Source organism: Sphingopyxis sp., from assembly GCF_035998905.1.
Classification (GTDB): domain Bacteria; phylum Pseudomonadota; class Alphaproteobacteria; order Sphingomonadales; family Sphingomonadaceae; genus Sphingopyxis.
On sequence record NZ_DASYHG010000010.1, the window covers coordinates 227,759 to 241,595 of the forward strand.

The window sequence follows — 13,837 nt, forward strand, 5'->3', positions numbered from 1 at the left end:
GTCGAGTAGATGATTTCGTTCGAAACGATGCTGGATGAGGTGCGCGGATGCCGAATGTGCGCCCCCATGTTGCCGCTAGGAGCCCGCCCGGTCTTGCAGGCATCCAAAGCCGCACGTATCCTGATAGCGAGCCAAGCTCCTGGTTCAAAAGTTCACAATTCGGGCATCCCTTTTGCGGACCGATCCGGAGACCGGCTGCGGCATTGGACAGGACTGCCACCATCCATATTTTATGATCCGGAAAAAGTTGCGATCGTGCCTATGGCATTTTGCTATCCGGGCCGGAGCGCAGGCGGCGACATGCCGCCGCGAAGCGAATGTGCGCCATTGTGGCGAACTCGCATCCTTTCCGAAATGCCCGTAATAAGTGTCACTCTTCTAGTTGGCAGTTATGCGCAGGCGGCTGCGCTCGGTAGCGGTCGGGTGGAAGATCGTGTGCGCGACTTCCGCAACTATCTCCCCCGATATTTTCCATTGCCTCATCCATCATGGCGATCGCAGATCTGGATGCAGAATAACCCATGGTTCGAAATTGACGTGCTCCCGGAACTGCGCTCTGTTGTCAACCAGGCCCTGCTAGCGAGCGAAAGCTAATGGCAGGAATTGACGGAACGATTTTCACAATCGGTCACTCGACGCGATCGATCGAGGAATTTGTCGAGATTTTGCGAAATGCCGGCGTCACTCAATTAATCGACGTCCGCTCCATTCCACGGTCTCGAACCAATCCTCAATTTAATCTAGACACCCTGCCCGTCACGCTCGCAGAATATCAGATCAACCATATTTTTTTGAAGGAGCTAGGCGGTCGGCGTCCGCGGCAGGCTGCACTCGACCCGCGAACCAACGACTTTTGGCAAAATCAAAGTTTTCACAATTATGCCGATTACGCCACCACGGCGCCGTTCCAAGCTGGGCTGCAAGGCCTCCTCACGCGCAGCGATGGCAAGAGCAGCGCGATAATGTGTGCGGAGGCGGTGTGGTGGCGCTGCCACCGTCGGATTATTGCCGATTATCTGCTTCACGCGGGACGGTCAGTTATTCATCTCATGGCTCGTGACCGGTCTCAGCCCGCTAAAATGACCGCCGTCGCCGTCGCCGTCGGACCGATCCTTCATTATCCGAAGGGCTCCGATGCGAACGTCATGAAAGGAACAGAATCAGACCGAGAAACTTGATCTCAGCAAGTGCTCAATCAGACATTCGTGCTGTGCAAGCTCATGAAGACGCGACTTTCGATCAGGGACGAGATTGCCTGAATTGAAGCAGGGGCGCCTCACCAATAGCCCTCCCGTTGCAGTTCGTGCGGAGCCGCGCTCTATGCCGCCGCGAGAGAGCATGTCCAAGGTCGTTCATCGCGGCGCCTCCTCATCCACAGTCTTCCACAACGACCAGCCCACGCCAGCTGCCAAGATCGCAAAAGTGATCGAGAGCGATACGCGCGCTCAGGATTGTTGAAATCGTTCGTGCAAGTGTTCCGCGACGGCCGGATGGAGCGGTCGCGCGAATTCACATCCGTAGATTTTCCCATCGCATCGCCGGACAAAAGCTTCCAAGGGCGCCAAACTTGGAAGATTTACCCATATTTTGCTTCCGATCTGCAACCGCGCGAAAGTCTCCATTCGGAAGCCTGTGGCCGAAAGGTCGGACAGGGTGACTTCAAAGGGCGTCCGGCCCGCTTCGCGAAGTCGCGCGGTCGCGGATACGCTTGCCCGCTCCGCGGCTCGCCGCTGCGGCTTGCTATCAGTGCTGCCAGTTTTGCGCTCGGTCATTGTTTTAACTGAAATTTTTCAATCGACGTCTAGACGAAGCACTGAGGCGCTCGACCCCGTCACAGTCGGCGTTCCAGCGGGTGTCCCGTCAGACGTAAGCCGGCCCCGCCGCTTGTGTTCGATGGCGGAAAGGAGCAATTCAGCTCGCGACATTTGGCCAAAAAGAAGAATGAACTCTGAATGGGAAGTGGAGCGACGCGGATTACGCGATAACCACTCCGCCGCCGCCGTCCAGTGGCTTGAACGACCAGTCAGCTTGGCTGCGGCCGCGTCGAGATCGGCATCGGGAGCGTTGAGCGCGCTTGTGCGCCGTTGCAGTTCTTCTTCAACAGCATAAAGTTCGCCGCGGCTTAGCAGCGCCCACCGGTCATGGAAATCGGCGTAGTCTGGCACGGCGATTGTCCATGGGATATTGATCATCACCCAGTCGGCGATTTCTACCGGTCGATTGCGGTGCTCGCATGCGTTTCTGACGCTAGAAAATGCTGTAGCGCATTCGCCGCTGGATGGGTGTGCAAGACTAGCCATATCGCCGTTCTCTCCAAATTTTCGGTCGATCGCACAGGACGTTTAATTGTTACGCACGGTGGGCCCAAAAGCTGCACCATGGTCGTTTGATGCTGCGGATGTCGGACGGCTGCTGCCTGGCATTCTTCGCCAGTTACCCGCGCGTGGCTAACGGCATTGGCACGGTATCATCAGTCTGATCCTACACCGAGCCGTCGTGTGCCAGACTTGGGCCATGTTGAACTTCGGCGGCGACAACGAACGGCGGCCTAGGAAGGCTGCGGCGGCGGTGCTAATCGGGATCGTGGTATGGTTATGCCTAAGGTTTCAGAAGGTTAAAAGCGTGCAAAACGCAAAGACGGCGGCCCCGCAAGAGGGGCCGCCGTTATTCAGCTCGGTTGGAGCGTCTATTCGCTAGGTGGAGCTAAGCCCGTGCTTGAGCGCCGACATCTGGTCATGGCCTTCGCGGACCGATGTAAATGCGCTCTGAATGATTCCCCGGACAGCTGGATCTAGGTCTTCATCCTTAAGCGCGCTCTCGAACTTCGACTTGATGTGGTCCTCGCCGCGCTCAACCTCGGCAACGACCGCGGCGTCGTCGCGCTCACCGGTCAGCATGTCACGCAGGCCAAGGAATGCACGATGGGCAGAGGCCAACACGGTGCCGTCATCTTCGGGTTCGCCGCCGAGCTCGCGAACTTTTGCCTGGAAGTCGGCGACGATGGCTTGGCGCTCATTCGCACGGCTTAAAAATTGGTCCTTGAACTGAGCCGCATTGGCTTCGTCGGCGGCTTTACGATATCCATCGACGCTGTCGAGCGTCGTCGCGATCAACGAATTGAGCGTTGCAACATTCTTGTTGTCGAACATGGGGGATCCTTTCAAAAGATGGCACCTGACATTATGTCTGCGCCAGCCCCCATCAACGGGTCCGCGCTCACAAAGTTGCCTCCCGGCGAGCGATTGCGGACCAGACAATTATGGTGATTAAACAGCGACGAGGCCAATATTGGCAATCGGACGCCCCCCCCATCCTTAGCAACAAGATCGCTACTGGGGCGTAGTGCGACTATGGAAGAAGCAGAAATTCCGCTTGATCCGCCCGATGGGATAACGGACCCTGTCGACCGTGCTCAATTTTGGGACCGCCATGCCAGCCCGATTTCGTTTCTTATCTTGGGGAGCCTCGTCGCCGCCGCGGTCACCGGTCATTTCGGCGGCCAGCCGAGCCCGCGTGTCGATGCAGATTTCGGACTCGCCCGGCTCAGCGTCTTGACGCCCACGGTCATTCGCAACGGCGAATTTTTTGAAACCGCGATAGATATCCGCGCCGACGAGCCACTCACCGATGCGACCCTTGCAGTCGAGGCTGGACTTTGGCGCGACATGACAATCAACACGATGATTCCGGCAGCCGCCGAAGAAGAATATAAGAACGGCGAATATCGCTTTTCTTATGGTCCACTCGAAGCGGGAGAAACGCTCTCGGTCAAGATCGACGGACAGATAAATCCCCCGCTTTTCGCGGGCAATGAAGGCGTGATCGCAGTGTATGACGGCGAGCGACTTCTCGGCCGCCAGGTTTTCCGCATCAAGGTTCTGCCCTGATGGACATCGTGCTGCGCGCGACCGCGATGTTTGCGCTGCTCTATGCGCTGATCCGTCTCTTGGGGAAGCGCGAGCTCGGACAGATGACACCGTTCGAACTCGTGCTGCTGGTCGTCATGGGCGACTTGATCCAACAGGGTGTGACCCACAATGACTTTAGCCTCACGGGCGGAATGCTTGCAATCGGCACCTTCGCTTTCTGGGCGCTGACGCTGAGCTGGGCGACTTATCTCTTTCCTAAACTTAAAAATGCTCTCGAAGGCGAGCCGCGCGTCGTTGTAAAAAATGGGAAGATTATCGAGGCGAATCTTCGGCGTGACCGACTGACGCGCGACGAGATATTGTCCGAGATGCGCCTTGCCGGAATCGGCCGGCTTGCCAATGTCGAGTGGGCTATTCTTGAGCCGCAAGGCAAGATCAGCTTTATCAGCAAGGACGGCGCGGCGACGCCGAAACAAGATGCGGACGACATCGTCTGACGTGCGCCAAACTAAAGACATATAGATGGTCAAAATTCCAACGGTCGCGCGCAGAGTTCTCGCGTTTGCGAGCGATCGCCGGGGTGGGTTTCTCCGTCTTTCGGTCGGCGGACCTTAGGTGATGCCCCGGTCTGCGCGCATCCTCGCGATCTGTGCTGCGGTGGGTTTTCGTCGATCGTCCTCAGGCTTTGATTCGATTTCCCGTTTTGCGAGGTTGGTCGTCGCTTCGCGAATGATGCCCAGATAGCCCTCCATGGTTTCGAGCAGTCTCTGGTGCATGAAAGTTTGAAAACGAGTCTTGTTCCCGTTGAGCTGTGCATCCTCCAGTGAGTTCACATACTCCATTCGATGATTTGGCCTTACCGCGACCGGGCAATACCCTCCGCGCACCAGTTGAAGGTTCATGACCAGACGTGAGGTCCTGCCGTTGCCGTCCTGGAATGGATGGATGGTAACCAGCTTATAATGTGCCTCGAAAGCGTTTTCAGGATTGAGAGGCGCATCTTTAAGCCAGCCCGCGAAGTCTTCCATAAGGTGTGGCACCTCAGATGGCTGTGGAAAGACGACGGGTGATCCTGTGATTCCTCGCTGCGCCACGGCATACTGTCCGGCGAGATCTGGCTTGCTTCGTTGCAGAACGAGTTGGTGCAACTGACGCACCTCGAAGGCGGTCAGCGTATGATCCTGTTTGGCCATTTCATACATCCACGCGAGAGCATGATGATGATCTATGGCTTCCAGGTGATCTCCCAATGGCTTGCCGCCGATCGTAATGCCATGTGCAATGACCTCAGCTGTCTCACGCAGCGTCAGCGTATTCCCCTCGATTGCGTTCGAGCTGTAGGTCAGTTCAAGGTCGATCGGCTCACGCAAGGTCGCCAAAAGCGAAGGCGGGAGGGGTCTCATGGCCGATAGTTCATCACGCAGGTTTTGAATCTGTTCGACGATTTTCATTTCTCAATCCTTTCTGCGTTTGATTAGAGTTTTATACTTATACTCGATCAGGGATCAGGAATCTGTAGCCGGCCGACCTCTAGCAAGTTTCTGGGCTCCACCTCTTCGGGCCGCCTCCTCGGTTGCTTGGGGGATCTGAAGAAGATCGACGCCGAGCGCTTGCATGCACTGCATGAAGAAGACGGCAGTGAAACGACCCCGGCTGACCTTGTTACGCAGATTGAGCTCATTGTCCTCGACGCCCTGCTTTTGGAGCCGCTCGGCGAGACCAGCATAGGACACGCCTCTGCGCATCATCTCTGCGCGCAATATGTTCTTGACCATTTTTTCCCAGACCTTCCCTTCGATCGGCATGGTTTTGCTTCCTCCAAGTTCACACAGGACTTGTAGGGATTAATATGGGCCCATGCCAAGTGGTTATCGTCAATTTGCGTGATTGGAGTAATCGTTTGTGATGATGAATTAGCTATACAAAGCGAATATGCCATCAAATCGTAACAGGGATCATTATCGGCGTGGTGCAGCACTTCCTCCTTTCGACTGAAACTTAGGCGCTATCAATGCACGCGATTTTCAGCCTGCAGGCAGAAGATCGCGCAACCTTCGCATTGTCGAATCGTTCGAATGGCACTTACGGGAGTTTGAAAACAGGAGACTGCAATGAAATCCGTCGATTTGGATGCGACCCACATTCTCGCTGCCGACCATCGCACCGTCGAAGGCCTCTTCGAAGAGTTCGAGAAGGCAACAAGCAACGACCGCAAGGCGAAGCTCGCCAAGCAAATCTGCACTGAACTCAAAATCCATGCGCAGATTGAAGAAGAAGTTTTCTATCCCGCTTTGAAGGGTAAGATCGACGAGGATTTGCTGAAGGAAGCCTGGGTCGAGCATGACAGCGCCAAGGTGTTGATCAACGACATCGAAGCATCGGGTCCCGAAGACGAGTTCTTTGACGCCAAGGTCACCGTGTTATCGGAAGAGATCAAGCATCACGTCAAGGAAGAAGAAAAGCAGCAAGACAATATGTTCCAGCAGGCGCGCGCCGCGGACGTCGATCTTGAAGCGCTCGGTCAGGCTATGTTGGCACGCAAGGAAGAGTTGAAAGCGCAGGCCGAAAGCACCGGGCTGCCGCCAGCGCAGCTGGCGACGATACGCGTTTGAGGTTCTGGACCATGGCGGTTACAGGGTGGAAGCTTGATCGCGCTAGTCGGGAGTTTCTGGTCGATATCTTTCCGCCACGCTGGCGTGATCTTGTTGCCGATCATATCACGTTTGATACGCAGGCTTCGTTGAGCGATCCCGTGCCCCCCAAATCGGAAGCCGCCGTCATCGGCCATGCCGATGACGGTGACGGGCTTGAAGCACTCGTGGTCTCGATAGCTGGGAATTGCAGCCGGCCTGACGGCAGTATTTTCCACATCACCTGGTCTCTCGATCGCGACAGAGGACGGCGGGCCATCGAAAGCAACGCTGTTCTGGCCCATCATGGGTGGCATCCGCTCGCGGTTCCCATTGCTATAGAGCTTACGCCTGCTCGGCTCTGATGCGCCTTTTTACCAACTCCTAACATGCCGATACCTGGGCTCCGGACCATTGATTTCAGCAGGCGCTGTGATTCAGCTTCACAACGAGGAGCCTGAATGATGCGTAATTTGTATTGGTTGACGGACGAACAGACGGCGCGTCTTCAGCCGTAGTTTGCGAAGAGCCAAGGTCGGGAGCGGGTCGATGATCGGCGGGTTTCGAGCGGCATCATCTTCGTCAATCGCAATTAGCTGAGGTGGTCGGAATCGCCGAGAGAATATGGCTCGGCAAAAACGCTTTTCGATCGCTGCAAGTAGTGAAGCGACAAGACATCTTTATCTGCATGATGGAAGGCCTTGGCGACATCGTCCATAGGCGCCCAGCGCGTCGCCAGGCGCTACGATCGGTGCCCGAAGGCCTTTTTTTTCCGCCGTAGCCTTCGCCGCTACTGTCATCTTCTGACCCTGATCGATGAGTCTTGATCTTAGATACCGGTCGCAGGGCGTTCTTTGACGTTGCGGACTATTTCGATCTTATAGCACGAGAATGCGCCGTTTGCCCGTGGGCTAAGATGGCCTGTGCCCGCGTTCCGTCGTCCATGCGCACACTGCAAGCCCAGCAAACAATATTCCTCCGACAATCACCTGTGGTCCGGGCAGGACCGACCAAGCTGCTGCGAAGAATCCAGCCATCATCGCGTTTATGATCACCAAGATTGACCGACCGGCGCGATCCGGAGCGTTCACGGCAATCAGGTTTGCCGCTGCTGCAATCACAATGGCGACTCCGGTGCCGACGAACCATAAGACGTCGGTGGTCCATATGCCAAAGATCAATGTGGCTAAAGCAAGATGCACGATCCCCAGCAGACCAGCAACGACCGCCAAGGCGATCGTAATTCGACGTCGCGTCATATCGTGGACCTCTTTTGTTGCTTCACCCAAGCCGGGACGCCGATCGCAATCAGCATAGCCGTCGAGAGAATGACGACATACTCTATGGCAATCGCTCTGTAGAAGCGGGCAAATGCCTGGGGAGGCAGCATCTGATCGATGCCTATAGCGACAAAGCTAGACAAGATAATCACTGGGATAGCCAGCAATACTGCGGCGCGCAGTCCTCTCACCGCAGTAAAAAACGCACCTACCGCAATTGCCGCTGCCGCAAAGTAGGCGAGCATCGATGGTGCCGTCGCACCAACGGTCGAAAGCCGTCCGGCAAGACGGATATGGAGAACACTCCATGCTACGGCACAGAGAACCAGCGTCCAGCGAGAGGCGTTGACGATTGCCGTTTGCGTCGTAGCCCGCGCCTTTGCCATCGCCCATAAGCACCCTAAAGCAAAGGGCAGCGCATTGCCGCCCGACGCGTGATGCATTTCAGACTGCATGGCTTTCGACCACTCAAGCCGCTCGGGAGGTGAAAGCGCAACTGCCACTCGAAGAGCAGCACGTGCAATGCGGGTCAAACCAGAGGTCATGCGAACGCCTCGACTGCGGATTGCAACGGCGGCGTTTCAGACGAACGTGCCTGCTTCGCCAAAGCAATTCCAGCATGGGACAAGCGGTATGCATGGCGAGCCGGTCGACCTTGTTGAGGCGAAGGATGCCACTCTGAATCTAACAACCCTTGATCGTGAAGACGCATGAGCAACGGATAAAGCGTGCCGGACTTGAGGCCGGTTTCTTTGATTAAATCATACCCATACCGCCATCCCTGGGGTGTTTCGAGGAAAGCCGACAAGACCGTCAGAGTCTGCCGCGAAATGTTGATGCGCCGAGCCATATTGATTATCTACATATATAGAGTTTCTATTGCAACCCGTTTGTGGCGTGGGATCGCGGCATGTCTCGCCAACTGCGCTTACCGCTGGAGGAATGACAGGTCCGATGCTCTGAAAAAGTGACGCTTGCGCCGGAAGTGTGACCGACCTGAGTTTCGCTGTTAGCCTGAATCTGTGCCTTACCTGCCATAGCAGCTCGCCCCTGACACATCCGCTCGGGTGGCTCGTCTGCCTTTTGGCGCGGGAGACGGATTACTGGATGACGGATCAACCGAGGTGCGTAAACGCTTGCGTCGACTGGGGTGCTATCTCGCTAAACCAATGCGGACGCGCGACGCCCGAGTTGACCGTAGATCACACGCAGCGGTTACCGATGCCTGGCATCATCGAATGGAAGCGCCAGCTCAGGCGCTGTAGATAGCGAAGAGCTCGAAAAGAATCGAAGTCGCCTGTCCAATTACACTATTACTACTAACGGCGGCCAAAAAAGCGGACAATAGAGCCGAAAAACAGGGTTACCAAAAGCCAGAAACTGAAGGTCCCTAAAAATGCTCCGAAGCGGAATTCGTCCTCCGGGCCGATCTGCCGGGGCACAGAAATCGACGGGACATCTGCAACGAACGGAGCCGGCCAGCCCGCCACCAAGCGCTTCCGCCAATTTTCAGTGGGCGAACCGACATTGCCATACTCACCATACTCACTCGTGCTGGGATGGATTTGCAAACTGCACATAGATAATATGAATGCAATCATCACTGCACCGGCGGCCTTCCACAACATCGCTCGCACCTCCATACTGCAACTCGGCAACCTAATCCGGCGGCTAACGACCTGCGACGTTTAATTCAGTAATTGGCTCGATTGCGGTAGCGAAGGCATCGGGTGAGCGCGGAAATATTTAGCGGGTCACTTTTCCGTCTTTTTAAGCTAGTCGGTCATAGACTGGAGCAACGAAGGCGCCCGCGTGGGAGCGTGATAGCGATGCATATGCACCGCAACAGAATGATTTTAACTCTCGTGGTCAGAGGTGCGTTTATCCTTCTGGTCGCAATAACGGCGTCCGTTGCTATCGTGTCGTGGATTAGCGCTGACCTGCCGCCTCACGGCTACCGTCGGTCAATCCACGCGGCAGTGCTAATCCCCTTACTCATCTCGCCGCCGATCTCGTTCTGGGTGGGAATGATGAATTACCGATATTATAAGTTGCACTGCAAGGTTGAGTGGCTGGCCGAACACGATGAAATGACAGGCTTATTGAACCGCCGAGCATTCCAACTCGCTGCTTCGAGATTGCTGGACCAGCAAAGTGATATAAGTCTCGCTCGGCCGGTCATTCTCTTGCTAGCCGACATCGACCACTTCAAGAAAGTGAACGATAGTCTGGGTCATGATGCGGGCGATGAAGCGATCAAACACGTCGCGCAAATATTAACGGAACTCAGTCCGGACGGCGTAATAATTGCCCGGCTGGGTGGGGAGGAGTTCGCGATCCTCGCTAACTGGACAAGCTTGGCGGAAACCCGCAGTCTGGCAGAATCTGCTTCCGCTCGGTCGAACGATCGCCGTGCGGCTATCAAGGAACTTTAATTCCGCTGACCGTCAGCACAGGCGTTGCGATCGGAAGCCGCGCGGAAACCGTTGGCCAAATTTTGCGGCGAGCGGACGAACAGCTCGATATTGCCGAAAGGGGTGGCCGGAACGCCTATTCAATTCCCTCAGGAATTGCAGCGTAAAACCGTCGGCATAGCTGCCGATTAACGGCTCAACCTTAGCCTCACGTCTGCAATATCTATTGCCATCAAAGCGCTGCTTCACATGGACAGCTTTTCTGAGTGGGGTCCGAACCGTGCATACCATAGCAACCACCACCGTCGATCAATGGCATTGCAATTTGACACACAGATCGGGGTTCCCGGCTGGCCCCACCCAGTGGGAACCCCTGCGGCCGAATTTGGAAACGCTTGGTCGAGAGCCGTCCCCAGTTTCGACGCAATTCACTGCGTAGGCCAAGTTAGTTAACGAAGGCTTTGCATCGTGTCTTCCGCGGACCCAACGACGGAGCTGGGAAAGCTGAGTCGCTTTCCGAGGGTCAGTTGACCGAGGCTGCCAACTCGGATGATCGCAGAATGAGCAAACTATATATTCTGCTAAACCGACTGACTATTCCGTGGCTTGCCTTTCCGGATGCCTCGGCTTGTTGGTTTCGGTGCGTCCGTCGAGGTCTAGGGCTGGCACCTTGAATATGCGTTATTCAACTGAGCTATATTCTCCTCTTTGGTAGCACGGCGCCGACACCAATGCGCCATACATGGGTGTTTCCACCACGTCGGCCATAACAAGGCGAAGCAGCATTTTCAAAAACCTAAACGCCGATTTTGTTTACACTGACGGAGGGGGTGTCACTATCCATGCCCACAGGCGCAATATGGTCCCCTGAAAACGAAATCGGGCAAATTTTGGTTTTGATTGCGTGCAGATCGCCCAAACGATTTGCAACTGCTGACCAAAATCCTGCTTCAATATAATCTCTGAGCTTCAGGCATTCGATCATACGCACGGTGATCATCTCGATAGCATCGTCCCCATAGCGCCGTTCCGCAGCAAGCGCCTGTTCCCAAACATCCTCTAAATTCGGCTCCATCGTCGTCACTCCGATGTGTCACCATTATCCCCGCCACTTTATTACAAAAAAAGTCGCAGGAGTAGTATTTTTATCACGCGCTAAGTGGACGCCAAGCCCCTGACCCGCCGATCGGTCCGACGTCGAAGCGACGGTCGGGCGCGTCACCGCGTCGTAAGCGGTGTTCTCAGCCCACGTCGGTCCAGGGCATGAGATTTCCGACGTTGTTTGCAGGGTGACCATTTGCCAGTTTGCTGAGCGTCTGGGTCAGCCAGTCGTGCGGGTTAATGCCGCTGATCTTGCAGTTTTCGATGAGCGTGGCGATCACCGCCCAGTTGTCGCCGCCCTCGTCGGATCCGGCGAACAGAGCGTTCTTCCGGTTCAGTGCGAGTGGCCTGATGCTGCGTTCGACGGTGTTGGAGTCGAGGTCGATGCGGCCGTCGTCGATGAACCGGGACAGTCCATCCCAGCGGGTGAGCGCGTAACGGATCGCCTCGCCGAGCTTGCTCTTGGCGCTGACCTGGCGGCCGCGCGCGGCAAGATATTGGTGAAGCTCCTCGACGATGACGCGGCTGCGTTCGGCCCGAGCGGCACAGCGCTGCTCGGCGGTTGAACCACGGACCTCATCCTCGACACGGTAGAGCAAGGCGATCCGGCGTAGCACTTCAGTCGCGACCGGCGAGCTGTCGGCGAGCTCATAGAACTTGCGGCGCACATGCGCCCAGCAGAAAGCGAGCCGGACCTGCTGGCGCCGCCGGGCGAGCGCGGTGTAACCGCCATAGCCATCGACCTGCAGGATGCCCGCAAAATCGCCAAGATGGGAATGAGGGCGCTCTGCCTTGCGATCTGGCGCATAGACATAGGCCACGATCGGCGGATCGGAGCTGCCCCATGGCCGATCATCGCGAGCATAGGCCCACAGCTGCCCTGTCTTCGTCCGTCCGCGCCCCGGATCGAGGACCGGGGCGGTTGTCTCGTCGGCAAACAATCGCTCGGATCCTCGCAGCGCGCCGAGAATGTGGTCACGCAAGGGACGCAGATACCAGGCGGCTCGCCCAACCCAATCGGCGAGCGTCGATCGGTCGAGCTCGATGCCCTGCCGGGCGTAGATCTGGGCCTGCCGGTAAAGTGGCAAGTGATCGGCATACTTGGATACCAGAACATGCGCGATCAGCGCCTCGGTGGGAATACCGCCCTCGATGATCCGTGCCGGCGCGGGGGTCTGCACGATCGCGCTCTCGCACGAACGGCAGCCATAACGCGGTCGCCGGGTGACCAAGACGCGGAAGGTGGTCGGAACTACGTCGAGGCGCTCGGCCACATCCTCGCCGATCTGGTGAAGCGCGCCGCCGCAACAAGGGCAAGCCTTGCTCTCGACATCGACGATCTGTTCGACCCGCTCGAGGTGCGCCGGCAGTGAACCGCGGTTGGTCCTGCGCGGGCGATCGGCGGGCGTCCGGCTCGCCTTGTCCCTGGCGTGCTCCGCCTCAGCCATTGCCGTCTCGACTTCCTCAAGCGCAAGCTGGAGCTGATCGGGGTCTAGCTGTTCGGAACGACGGCCAAAACGGTGACGCTGCAAGGCGTCGATAATCGCCTTCAGGCGTTCAACCTCAACCTTGAAACCCTTGAGCGCATCGAGCTCGCGGGCCTGTTCGAGAACGAGCGCGCGCAGCGCGTCAACGTCTTCAGGCAGGTCCGCTTCCATGAGCATGGAAACAGTGAATCAGCAGATGAAAGCCGCGTCAACCGGCAATCTGCGGTGCTATCGGGCGGCGTCCGCCATGCACCCGGCGCCAGTCCAAACCCTCGAGCAAAGCGCCAAGTTGCGCGGCCGTGAGCCGCATCACGCCGTCTTGTATGCCCGGCCACTTGAACCCGCCGGACTCCAGCCGCTTGGCCATCAGGCACAGGCCCGTTCCGTCCCACCAGACCAGCTTGATCCGGTCGGCACGCTTGGCGCGGAAGACATAGATCACGCCGGAATAGGGATCGCCGCCATACTCGGCACTGACCAATGCTGACAGGGCATCGGGCCCCTTGCGGAAATCCACGGGCCGCGTTGCCACCATCACGCGCGTGCCTGGACCGAGCCCGATCAAGGCGACACCCGCAGAGCCTGGAGCACGGCCGTCGCCAGGTCCGTGCTAGCCGTTCGTCCAATCCGGACCACAGCACCGCCAACCTCAACTTCGATCGCCCCATCGTGCGACATCGGCTGGGGGCGGTCAGCTACGACAGGAACAAACATCGCCTGACGCTCACTACCGCCATCGCTGGCCTGACGCGCAGCCCGTGCATAGCGAAGCTCCCGCCGCCAGGTATAAAGCAAGGATGTCCGAATGTCGTGGCGGCGCGCAAATGCGGCTATGTTGTCGCAATGCTCCAGCTCGGCGACAATCGCCAGCTTCTGCTCCAGTGTCCAGATCCGGCGGCGACCGGCCATCGCACCGAGCAACTCCGGTCGACAAACAGGCTCCCGAGCCACTCCAGTGTAGGTGTCCAGTGCGCTCGCAAGGCTGTCGTCATCCATACAGCCCATCATCTGACGCGATCACCCCACGACGCAAGGTGGCCCGGAAACAGCGCTTAC

At 57.1% G+C, this 13,837-nt stretch carries 20 protein-coding genes and 1 pseudogene; 8 read left to right on the top strand and 13 right to left on the bottom strand.

The features are described 5' to 3' along the window. Positions 1-66: 66 nt before the first annotated feature. Together VGN62_RS05070 and VGN62_RS05075 are read left to right on the top strand one after the other, a co-directional pair. The gene (locus VGN62_RS05070; RefSeq protein WP_327451664.1) at positions 67-594 is read left to right on the top strand and encodes a uracil-DNA glycosylase family protein; all 528 of its coding nucleotides are present in this window, start codon (positions 67-69) and stop codon (positions 592-594) included. Next, the gene (locus tag VGN62_RS05075) at positions 594-1,178 is read left to right on the top strand and encodes a DUF488 domain-containing protein (RefSeq protein ID WP_327451653.1); all 585 of its coding nucleotides are present in this window, start codon (positions 594-596) and stop codon (positions 1,176-1,178) included. The genes VGN62_RS05070 and VGN62_RS05075 overlap by 1 nt, the downstream gene beginning before the upstream one ends. A 267-nt stretch (positions 1,179-1,445) precedes the next feature. On the opposite strand, the gene VGN62_RS05080 is transcribed toward VGN62_RS05075, so the two are convergent. The 3 genes from VGN62_RS05080 to VGN62_RS05090 form a co-directional block, all read right to left on the bottom strand. Beyond that, positions 1,446-1,772, bottom strand: coding sequence for a PilZ domain-containing protein (locus tag VGN62_RS05080; RefSeq protein WP_327451654.1), 327 nt, complete (start codon positions 1,770-1,772; stop codon positions 1,446-1,448). 18 nt (positions 1,773-1,790) lie between these two features. Then, complete coding sequence (locus tag VGN62_RS05085; RefSeq protein ID WP_310088345.1) at positions 1,791-2,300, bottom strand: hypothetical protein; 510 nt, start codon at positions 2,298-2,300, stop codon at positions 1,791-1,793. A gap of 393 nt (positions 2,301-2,693) precedes the next feature. Further along, positions 2,694-3,149 carry a PA2169 family four-helix-bundle protein gene (locus VGN62_RS05090; RefSeq protein WP_310088344.1) on the bottom strand — a complete coding sequence of 152 codons (456 nt, stop codon included), beginning with the start codon at positions 3,147-3,149 and terminating at the stop codon, positions 2,694-2,696. Between the two features lie 201 nt (positions 3,150-3,350). Here VGN62_RS05090 and VGN62_RS05095 point away from each other — a divergent pair, with 201 nt between their 5' ends. Together VGN62_RS05095 and VGN62_RS05100 are read left to right on the top strand one after the other, a co-directional pair. After that, positions 3,351-3,887 (top strand): hypothetical protein, encoded by a 537-nt coding sequence (locus VGN62_RS05095; RefSeq protein WP_310088343.1) that lies wholly within the window; start codon positions 3,351-3,353, stop codon positions 3,885-3,887. Further along, positions 3,887-4,366: a DUF421 domain-containing protein gene (locus tag VGN62_RS05100; RefSeq protein ID WP_310088342.1), complete on the top strand. Its 480-nt coding sequence runs from the start codon at positions 3,887-3,889 to the stop codon at positions 4,364-4,366. Before VGN62_RS05095 ends, VGN62_RS05100 begins: the two co-directional genes overlap by 1 nt. Before the next feature lie 114 nt (positions 4,367-4,480). Here the strand turns inward: VGN62_RS05100 and VGN62_RS05105 are convergent, their stop codons facing one another. Together VGN62_RS05105 and VGN62_RS05110 are read right to left on the bottom strand one after the other, a co-directional pair. Beyond that, positions 4,481-5,320 (bottom strand): Fic family protein, encoded by an 840-nt coding sequence (locus tag VGN62_RS05105; RefSeq protein WP_310088341.1) that lies wholly within the window; start codon positions 5,318-5,320, stop codon positions 4,481-4,483. A gap of 54 nt (positions 5,321-5,374) precedes the next feature. Further along, positions 5,375-5,674 carry a DUF6471 domain-containing protein gene (locus VGN62_RS05110; RefSeq protein ID WP_310088340.1) on the bottom strand — a complete coding sequence of 100 codons (300 nt, stop codon included), beginning with the start codon at positions 5,672-5,674 and terminating at the stop codon, positions 5,375-5,377. 306 nt (positions 5,675-5,980) lie between these two features. On the opposite strand from VGN62_RS05110, the gene VGN62_RS05115 reads away from it, so the two are divergent. The 3 genes and pseudogenes from VGN62_RS05115 to VGN62_RS05125 form a co-directional block, all read left to right on the top strand. Further along, positions 5,981-6,481 carry a hemerythrin domain-containing protein gene (locus VGN62_RS05115; RefSeq protein WP_310088339.1) on the top strand — a complete coding sequence of 167 codons (501 nt, stop codon included), beginning with the start codon at positions 5,981-5,983 and terminating at the stop codon, positions 6,479-6,481. Next, positions 6,478-6,864, top strand: a complete 387-nt coding sequence (locus VGN62_RS05120) for a hypothetical protein (RefSeq protein WP_310249206.1) — start codon at positions 6,478-6,480, stop codon at positions 6,862-6,864. The genes VGN62_RS05115 and VGN62_RS05120 overlap by 4 nt, the downstream gene beginning before the upstream one ends. 99 nt (positions 6,865-6,963) lie before the next feature. Continuing rightward, positions 6,964-7,158, top strand: a pseudogene (locus VGN62_RS05125) (transposase); the annotation flags it as partial. Positions 7,159-7,410: 252 nt separating this feature from the next. Here VGN62_RS05125 and VGN62_RS05130 read toward each other — a convergent pair. From VGN62_RS05130 to VGN62_RS05145, 4 genes are all read right to left on the bottom strand, one after another. Then, positions 7,411-7,758: a hypothetical protein gene (locus tag VGN62_RS05130; RefSeq protein ID WP_327451655.1), complete on the bottom strand. Its 348-nt coding sequence runs from the start codon at positions 7,756-7,758 to the stop codon at positions 7,411-7,413. Then, positions 7,755-8,324, bottom strand: coding sequence for a hypothetical protein (locus tag VGN62_RS05135; protein WP_310088336.1), 570 nt, complete (start codon positions 8,322-8,324; stop codon positions 7,755-7,757). Before VGN62_RS05135 ends, VGN62_RS05130 begins: the two co-directional genes overlap by 4 nt. Then, positions 8,321-8,629 (bottom strand): PadR family transcriptional regulator, encoded by a 309-nt coding sequence (locus tag VGN62_RS05140; RefSeq protein ID WP_310088335.1) that lies wholly within the window; start codon positions 8,627-8,629, stop codon positions 8,321-8,323. The genes VGN62_RS05135 and VGN62_RS05140 overlap by 4 nt, the downstream gene beginning before the upstream one ends. A gap of 469 nt (positions 8,630-9,098) precedes the next feature. Further along, positions 9,099-9,407 (bottom strand): hypothetical protein, encoded by a 309-nt coding sequence (locus VGN62_RS05145; protein WP_310088334.1) that lies wholly within the window; start codon positions 9,405-9,407, stop codon positions 9,099-9,101. A gap of 207 nt (positions 9,408-9,614) precedes the next feature. Here VGN62_RS05145 and VGN62_RS05150 point away from each other — a divergent pair, with 207 nt between their 5' ends. After that, the gene (locus VGN62_RS05150) at positions 9,615-10,214 is read left to right on the top strand and encodes a GGDEF domain-containing protein (RefSeq protein ID WP_327451656.1); all 600 of its coding nucleotides are present in this window, start codon (positions 9,615-9,617) and stop codon (positions 10,212-10,214) included. A gap of 775 nt (positions 10,215-10,989) precedes the next feature. On the opposite strand, the gene VGN62_RS05155 is transcribed toward VGN62_RS05150, so the two are convergent. The 4 genes from VGN62_RS05155 to VGN62_RS05170 all read right to left on the bottom strand — a co-directional run bounded on the left by VGN62_RS05155 (position 10,990) and on the right by VGN62_RS05170 (position 13,777). Further along, positions 10,990-11,277, bottom strand: a complete 288-nt coding sequence (locus VGN62_RS05155; RefSeq protein WP_327451657.1) for a hypothetical protein — start codon at positions 11,275-11,277, stop codon at positions 10,990-10,992. A gap of 157 nt (positions 11,278-11,434) precedes the next feature. Continuing rightward, positions 11,435-12,958: an IS66 family transposase gene (gene tnpC, locus VGN62_RS05160; protein ID WP_310089490.1), complete on the bottom strand. Its 1,524-nt coding sequence runs from the start codon at positions 12,956-12,958 to the stop codon at positions 11,435-11,437. Positions 12,959-12,989: 31 nt separating this feature from the next. Next, a complete protein-coding gene (tnpB, locus tag VGN62_RS05165) occupies positions 12,990-13,346 on the bottom strand; it encodes an IS66 family insertion sequence element accessory protein TnpB (RefSeq protein ID WP_327451658.1) in 357 nt (118 codons plus the stop codon). Then, a complete protein-coding gene (locus VGN62_RS05170; RefSeq protein ID WP_310089486.1) occupies positions 13,343-13,777 on the bottom strand; it encodes a transposase in 435 nt (144 codons plus the stop codon). The genes tnpB and VGN62_RS05170 overlap by 4 nt, the downstream gene beginning before the upstream one ends. Positions 13,778-13,837: the final 60 nt, after the last annotated feature.

Bases quoted from the DNA above. Each gene is read 5' to 3' on its own strand.
- VGN62_RS05070 (WP_327451664.1), top strand. From the start codon at position 67: ATGTTGCCGCTAGGAGCCCGCCCGGTCTTGCAGGCATCCAAAGCCGCA.
- VGN62_RS05075 (WP_327451653.1), top strand. From the start codon at position 594: ATGGCAGGAATTGACGGAACGATTTTCACAATCGGTCACTCGACGCGA.
- VGN62_RS05080 (WP_327451654.1), bottom strand. From the start codon at position 1,772: ATGACCGAGCGCAAAACTGGCAGCACTGATAGCAAGCCGCAGCGGCGA.
- VGN62_RS05085 (WP_310088345.1), bottom strand. From the start codon at position 2,300: ATGGCTAGTCTTGCACACCCATCCAGCGGCGAATGCGCTACAGCATTT.
- VGN62_RS05090 (WP_310088344.1), bottom strand. From the start codon at position 3,149: ATGTTCGACAACAAGAATGTTGCAACGCTCAATTCGTTGATCGCGACG.
- VGN62_RS05095 (WP_310088343.1), top strand. From the start codon at position 3,351: ATGGAAGAAGCAGAAATTCCGCTTGATCCGCCCGATGGGATAACGGAC.
- VGN62_RS05100 (WP_310088342.1), top strand. From the start codon at position 3,887: ATGGACATCGTGCTGCGCGCGACCGCGATGTTTGCGCTGCTCTATGCG.
- VGN62_RS05105 (WP_310088341.1), bottom strand. From the start codon at position 5,320: ATGAAAATCGTCGAACAGATTCAAAACCTGCGTGATGAACTATCGGCC.
- VGN62_RS05110 (WP_310088340.1), bottom strand. From the start codon at position 5,674: ATGCCGATCGAAGGGAAGGTCTGGGAAAAAATGGTCAAGAACATATTG.
- VGN62_RS05115 (WP_310088339.1), top strand. From the start codon at position 5,981: ATGAAATCCGTCGATTTGGATGCGACCCACATTCTCGCTGCCGACCAT.
- VGN62_RS05130 (WP_327451655.1), bottom strand. From the start codon at position 7,758: ATGACGCGACGTCGAATTACGATCGCCTTGGCGGTCGTTGCTGGTCTG.
- VGN62_RS05135 (WP_310088336.1), bottom strand. From the start codon at position 8,324: ATGACCTCTGGTTTGACCCGCATTGCACGTGCTGCTCTTCGAGTGGCA.
- VGN62_RS05140 (WP_310088335.1), bottom strand. From the start codon at position 8,629: ATGGCTCGGCGCATCAACATTTCGCGGCAGACTCTGACGGTCTTGTCG.
- VGN62_RS05145 (WP_310088334.1), bottom strand. From the start codon at position 9,407: ATGTTGTGGAAGGCCGCCGGTGCAGTGATGATTGCATTCATATTATCT.
- VGN62_RS05150 (WP_327451656.1), top strand. From the start codon at position 9,615: ATGCACCGCAACAGAATGATTTTAACTCTCGTGGTCAGAGGTGCGTTT.
- tnpC (WP_310089490.1), bottom strand. From the start codon at position 12,958: ATGCTCATGGAAGCGGACCTGCCTGAAGACGTTGACGCGCTGCGCGCG.
- VGN62_RS05170 (WP_310089486.1), bottom strand. From the start codon at position 13,777: ATGGATGACGACAGCCTTGCGAGCGCACTGGACACCTACACTGGAGTG.